Below are 6,443 nucleotides of genomic sequence, written 5' to 3' on the forward strand. Positions count from 1 at the left end.
ACCGAGTTCCATCTTGAGAATGCGGTCAAATGTGGGAGCGGGCTTGCTCGCGAAGGCGTCACCTCGGTCTCAGGCAGTAACCGCCCTGGCCGGCACCTCCACCACCCCCAACCCATCCTTCATCCGCTGGGCATCGCGCACAAAACTGCGGGACGCCTGGAACAGAAACAGCATGGTCAAAAACAGCGCCACCGGAATCAGGTACATGGCGTCATGCAGTCCCACCGCCTTGTAAGCCTCAGTCATCTGCTGGGCACCGTCGGCATACATCGCCGAATGGGCAAAATGATCCGACAACCCGCCCACCACAATCGGCCCCATGCCCCCGCCCAGCAAATACAAGCCGGCGAAGAACAATGCCATCGCCGTCGCCCGCAGGCGCGGCTCGACCACGTCCTGGATCGCCGTGTACACGCAGGTGTAGAAGTTATAGGCAAACAGCCAGCCGACACTGAACAGCGCCACAAACACACCAATCTCGATCCGCCCCGCGTGCAACGCCCAGGCAGTGGTCACTGTAGAGATAATCAAACTGCACGCCGCGAACAGCAGCCGGCCGTTAGCGATGCGTTGATGGATCTTGTCGGCAATCCAGCCACCCAGGGTCAGGCCCACCAGGCCGGTAATACCGACGATGACACCGGTGGCGACTGCCGCATCCTGCAACGGCAGCAGGAAATAGCGCTGCAGCATCGGCACCAGGAACGAGTTGCAGGCATAGGTGGCGAAGTTGAAGCACAACCCGGCCAGCACCAGCCAGAGGAATGTCGGCACCGCCAGCACCCGGCGAATCGGCCGGTCGACTTTCTCCTGGGAGACTTGCACGGCTTCCGCCGCGCCGCGCTTGGGTTCCTTGATGTAGAACATGAACACCGCAAGGATCAGCCCCGGCACCGCGGCAATAAAGAATGGCGCACGCCAGCTGTCGAACGCCTTGACCATCGCACCAATGGTGAAGAAGGCCAGCAACAGGCCCAAGGGCAGGCCCAGCATGAAGATCCCCATGGCCCGGGCACGGCGGTGGGCGGGAAACAGGTCACCGATCAGCGAGTTTGCCGCCGGCGCATAACTGGCCTCGCCGATGCCGATGCCCATGCGCACCAGCAAAAAGGTCCAGAAACTGCCCACCAGACCATTGACCGCTGTCAGGCCACTCCACGCCGCCAGGCCCCAGCCCATGAGTTTGCTGCGCGAGCCAGTATCGGCCAGGCGCCCCAGCGGCAAGCCGGCAATTGCATAAACAATGGTGAACGCGGTACCGATGATCCCGAGCTGGAAGTCGCTGAGGTGCCATTCCATGCGGATCGGCTCGATGATGATCGCGGGAATGGTGCGGTCGAAAAAGTTGAACAGGTTGGCCAGGAACAGCAGGAACAGAATGCGCCAGGCATTCGCCGCTTGGGTCGAGTTCTGCATGGGTCCGTCTCTTTTATTGTTATGTGAGCCGCGATGCCAGACGCATCCTGAGCCCGGAACCTGCAATCTAGTCAGCCTCGTGGGGATTGTCTGTAATGATTCGTAAGTCTGATGTCACTCCATCGGGCGACCCGGGCGGTCATCCCTAATCATTTGGTTCTAGTTGTTTATAAAATCATCGCCAAATAATTAGAAGCAATCTGCCATCAATCCTTGTAACTCGCTCACGCTCTCTATACTGAAAGACGCAGTCAGACTAAAACTCTGTGACGGGACATGCTATGGAATGGCTTGGTTTGCATTTTTTTACCGACCTTCCGGACAGTGGGCACTTATTACTCAATTGCAGTCATAACCCCTTTCTGGTGCTACTGGCGTATGTAGTGGCGTGTGCAGCGGGCTTCGGCACCCTGGACATGGCCGAGCGGGTCGGCCATGTCGACAACCCCAAGGCTCAACGGCACTGGCGCTGGGTAGGCGCGGGCTGCCTGGCAGGCGGCATCTGGTCGACCCACTTCATCAGCATGCTGGCCTTCCAGGCGCCTATCGCGATTCACTACGAATTGATCATGACGTTCGCCTCGCTGCTGATCGCCCTGATCGCGGCGCTGTTCGCCATGCAAACCCTCAGTCATCCAAGGCTGCGCGCCCACCAATATGTGCTGGCGTCGGTGTGGATGGGGCTGGGTATTGCGCTGATGCACTACGTGGGCATGTCGGCCATGCGCTCCGAGGCGGGCGTGTATTTCGAGACTGGCTTGTTCCTCGCCTCTGTGTTGATCGCGATCGGCGCCAGCCTGGCGGCGTTGCTGCTGTCGCTGTACCTGCGCAACGGCACCGGCATGTTCCATCAATTGCTCAAGTACGCGGCCAGCCTGGTGCTTGGCGCGGGCATTATCAGCATGCACTTCACCGGCATGGCGGCCATGCAGCTGCTGGTACCCGAAGACCTCGTACAGTCGGCACTGCCGGTGGACAACAACCCGGTCCAACTGGGGCTGCTGGTGGCGGTCATCGCCCTACTGGTGATTGGCAGCAGCATCAGTGCTGCCCTCGCGGACAAGAAGCTGCAACACAAGGAAACCGACCTGCGCCGGGTCAACGCCCTGCTCACCGAACTGGACCAGGCCCGCGCCTCGCTGCAACAGGTGGCGCATTACGATGCCCTGACCACCCTGCTCAACCGCCGTGGTTTCAACCAGATCTTCGCCGAGAAACTCGCGGAAAAAACCGCCACCGACGGCATGCTGGCGGTGATCTTCCTGGATATCGACCACTTCAAGCGCATCAACGACAGCCTCGGCCATGACGCCGGCGACGAACTGCTGACGGTGCTGGCCGGCCACATCAAAAGCTCGGTGCGCAGCCATGACGACGTGGTCGCGCGGTTTGGCGGTGACGAATTCTGCATCCTGATCAGCATCCATCACCGCGATGAAGCGCGGCACATGGCCCAGCGCATCATGCAGAAAATGAAAGACCCCATCGAACTGGCCGGCCGGCGCATGGTGATGACCACCAGCATCGGCATCAGCCTGTTTCCCGAAGACGGCAAAACCAGCGAAGAGCTGCTGAAGACCGCTGACCTGGCGCTGTATCAGTCCAAGGATGCCGGGCGTAATAGCCTGAACTTCTTCAGCTCCAACCTGAAAACCCGGGCCTTCCTGGAACTGCAGCTGGAAGAGGAACTGCGCGCCGCACTGCGGGGCAAGAACGAGTTGGTGCTGTTTTACCAACCGATACTTGACCTGAAAAAAGGCAGGGTCACGCGCCTCGAAGCCCTGGTGCGCTGGCAACACCCCCAACATGGCCTGCTGACCCCGGACCGGTTCATCGGCATTGCCGAAAGCAACGGGCTGATTGCCGAACTGGATCACTGGGTGCTGCGCCAGGCCTGTCACGACCTGAGCCTGCTGTCGGAACAAGGCCACACCGAATTGGTCATGGCCGTGAACTGCTCGGCCCTGAACCTGACCCGTGACGAGTTGGCCGATGAGATCGAAAACGCCCTGCGCTTCGGCGGGATCGCCGCCAATCGCCTGGAACTGGAAGTAACCGAGAACGCGCTGATGGGCAATATCAGCAGCACCCTGGCATTGCTGCGGCAAATCCGCGCCCTGGGCGTGTCGCTGTCCATCGACGACTTCGGCACCGGCTACTCGTCCCTCGCCTACCTCAAGCGCCTGCCGTTGAACACCTTGAAAATCGACCGTTCATTTATCCAGGATATCCCCAAGTCGAACGCCGACATCGAGATCGTCCAGGCCATTATCGGCATGGCCCACACCCTGCACCTGCAGGTGGTGACAGAGGGCGTGGAAACCCTGCAACAATTTGAAGTGGTGCAAAAACACGGCTGTGATTTTGTTCAGGGTTACCTGCTCAGCGCTGCGGTGCCGTTGAGTGATATCAGCGCGGTGATCAACAGCCTGGACCAGAACAACCTGTTCAGCCTGCTGGGCCTGACGGGGGGTGACCCCGCGCCGAAAGATCCGCCTTCGGGTCGTGCGGGCCCGGCGTCCATCGTTCGGCCAATTCGCTGAATATGGGGGCGGGCTTGCTCGCTCCCACATATTTGGCAAATCGCCATCATTTCACTAAAGAACTCCGACGAACGGCCGATTCATCAGAGTCCGGCCAGGCTTTCCCCTTAAAACCCTAGGGTTAAACCCTATCGCCCAAGACCCGGACGCACTGTAAAGTCGCGATCTCTCATTCTGTGATGGCTATTTGATACTTACTCAGCCATCCGTCCAGGCACATGGCGCACAATGACTTCTAAAAATAACTCTGCCACTGCGGTATCCGACGTGTTGCTGACAGCCCCTGCGGAAAAACCCTCAGGTTCAAAGTCATTGAGCACCGCCCGCCCACTGGCCACCCAGCAGTACCTGTACTTTACCGAAACCAACACCGACCGCATCCTCGATAACCTCGACGGCCTGCGCGACATGGTGTTCCCGCGCGCACCGCACCTGGAAGTCGACGGTGAACTGCGCAATGAGCAGGAATTCCCCTCGGTGTGCCTGATCGGCCTGGGCCGCTGTGGCTCCAACATTGCCCTGGATGTGGCAGAGCTGGTGTACAACGCCCGCAAGTTCTACCTCAACGAATTCAGCAACGAAGACAAATCCACCGACAAGGGCTACCGCCCCGCCCAGTGGATTCGCAACAACCTGCGCCTGGGTTCGAACAAGGGCACCAAACCGGTGTTCCTGGTCGAGCCGCTGGTGATGCTGGGCGACCTGGACAAGGACATTGCCGGGCGCATCCGTTTCTCGCGCAAGGGTGAGAAAAGCGGTTTCCTGCGGGACTACAGCAAGATGAAAATCATGGACCTCTCGGAAGTCCATGCCGGCGGCGCCGGTAACGCGCCGATCCTCGGCCAGTACCTGGCCAAGATCATCCTCAACAAAGACACCCAGCGCTTCTCCAGCCCCGATTGGAAGATGATCCACTCGTACCTGATCGACTCCTGCGGCATCAAGGCCAACCAGTCGCGCCTGTACTTCTCGATCTTCAGTGCCGGCGGCGGTACCGGTTCAGGCATGGCCTCGGAGTTCGGCCTGGCCCAGCAGCACTCGTACATGAACAAGACGTTCGACACCAAGCCTGCCGACGAACACGACAGCAAAAGCGGTCACGCCTTCGTGTTCGAGCCGATCTTCACCAGCGGGATTTGTGTGCTGCCGAACATCTCCGATCACCGCAGCGAAATGTCCGAGGCGCTGCACATCAACGCCGGGCGGCTGTTGTGCAAATACCTGTCGGAAGAATGGGACTTCTCGTACAACTTCGACAATGAAGACAGCAGCGAAGCCAGCGTGAAAGGCCGTATCCGACCGTGGAACGCGATGATGCTGATCTCCAACGACATCATGCGTTACGCCGAGGAAAGCGATGACGGCAACATCCAGAACATTGATGTCAATGCCATGGAAAAGCACGCCAACCAGTACATCTCGCAGCAGATCTTCAACATTCTGACGGCCCAGGCGGTTACCACCGACTACGACCAGAACTACTTCCGTCGCGCCGGGATCGACATTGGCGAGACCATCCGCCTGGATGCCAACGACCTGTTCATGAGCCTGGCCGGCCCGGTGGCGATTGCCTACGCCGAATCGGTGGTGCCGGAAACGCCGGCGCCTTCGAGCGACAAGTTCAAGGTGTTCGAAAAAGAGCCGCAGCGGCTGAACATCGACGACCTGTTTTTCCGTTCCATTGATCTGCCGCACTTCAACAAGGTGACCCAGGCGATCGAAGGCATCAGCCTGTTGCCGATTGAGTCCAAGCGGTACAAGGCCTCCCTGGAGCAGTACAAGAATTCCGGGTATGACGCGGCGGCGTTGCATGACCTGCACTTCTTCAAGAACTGCTCGTCGGTGGTGTCGATTGTGTCGTTGCCCAAGGATTACAAGCTGTCCTATATGGACCTGAATCGGCTCAAGACGCACCTCAACAGCCTGTTTCCCAATACGACGCTCAAACGGTATGCGCTGGTGATCGGGGCGTCGGCCAACTTGTCGCTCACGACCTTGATCGCTAAAAGCCCGTGCCTGTCGGATGATTTTTTGACGTTGATCGTGGCATTTATCAAGCGCTGTTTTGCGCGTAATCCGTATCGGTTTGATGACACCTTGGATAATTCGATCCTGGATTTCATCATCCATGAGGATTTTGATGAAGACCGGATTGATGAGCTGCTCAACGAGTTCGAGAACCCGGCGAAGATCCTGGATACCAACTGGTATGCGATCAAGCCGATGTACGAGAAGAAGTATCGTGAGTTGATCAACGACAAGGACAAGTTTGTGTCGATCAACGATATTCGTCTGTCGCGGGATTGTGTGAAGAAGGCGATCAAGTACCTGCGTGAGATTTATCGTCACCGGATTGGGAAGACCAAGGTTATTTCGCTGAATAACCATACTGGGAAGACGGCGTAGGCTTTGTTGCTGAGGTGGGGTGTATATCCGTTATTTGGGTGATGGCTTATATCGGTTCCGCTCTTACAGCGGCTCACT

3 protein-coding genes are annotated in these 6,443 nt (G+C 58.4%); 2 read left to right on the forward strand and 1 reads right to left on the reverse strand.

The window, feature by feature from the left end; genetic code table 11:
- Positions 1–69: 69 nt before the first annotated feature.
- On the reverse strand, positions 70–1,416 hold the full coding sequence (locus ACW9I6_RS29615; protein WP_003210907.1) for a spinster family MFS transporter: 1,347 nt from the start codon (positions 1,414–1,416) through the stop codon (positions 70–72).
- A gap of 281 nt (positions 1,417–1,697) precedes the next feature.
- On the opposite strand from ACW9I6_RS29615, the gene ACW9I6_RS29620 reads away from it, so the two are divergent.
- Complete coding sequence (locus ACW9I6_RS29620) at positions 1,698–3,959, forward strand: putative bifunctional diguanylate cyclase/phosphodiesterase (protein WP_023659115.1); 2,262 nt, start codon at positions 1,698–1,700, stop codon at positions 3,957–3,959.
- 228 nt (positions 3,960–4,187) lie between these two features.
- Complete coding sequence (locus ACW9I6_RS29625) at positions 4,188–6,365, forward strand: hypothetical protein (RefSeq protein WP_023659116.1); 2,178 nt, start codon at positions 4,188–4,190, stop codon at positions 6,363–6,365.
- Positions 6,366–6,443 lie beyond the last annotated feature (78 nt).

The sequence above is a fragment of the Pseudomonas sp. SDO5522_S412 genome (genome assembly GCF_054071215.1).

What these genes read in the sequence shown, in the direction of transcription:
- ACW9I6_RS29615 (WP_003210907.1), bottom strand. Translation starts at nt 1,416, where the DNA reads ATGCAGAACTCGACCCAAGCGGCGAATGCCTGGCGCATTCTGTTCCTG.
- ACW9I6_RS29620 (WP_023659115.1), top strand. Translation starts at nt 1,698, where the DNA reads ATGGAATGGCTTGGTTTGCATTTTTTTACCGACCTTCCGGACAGTGGG.
- ACW9I6_RS29625 (WP_023659116.1), top strand. Translation starts at nt 4,188, where the DNA reads ATGACTTCTAAAAATAACTCTGCCACTGCGGTATCCGACGTGTTGCTG.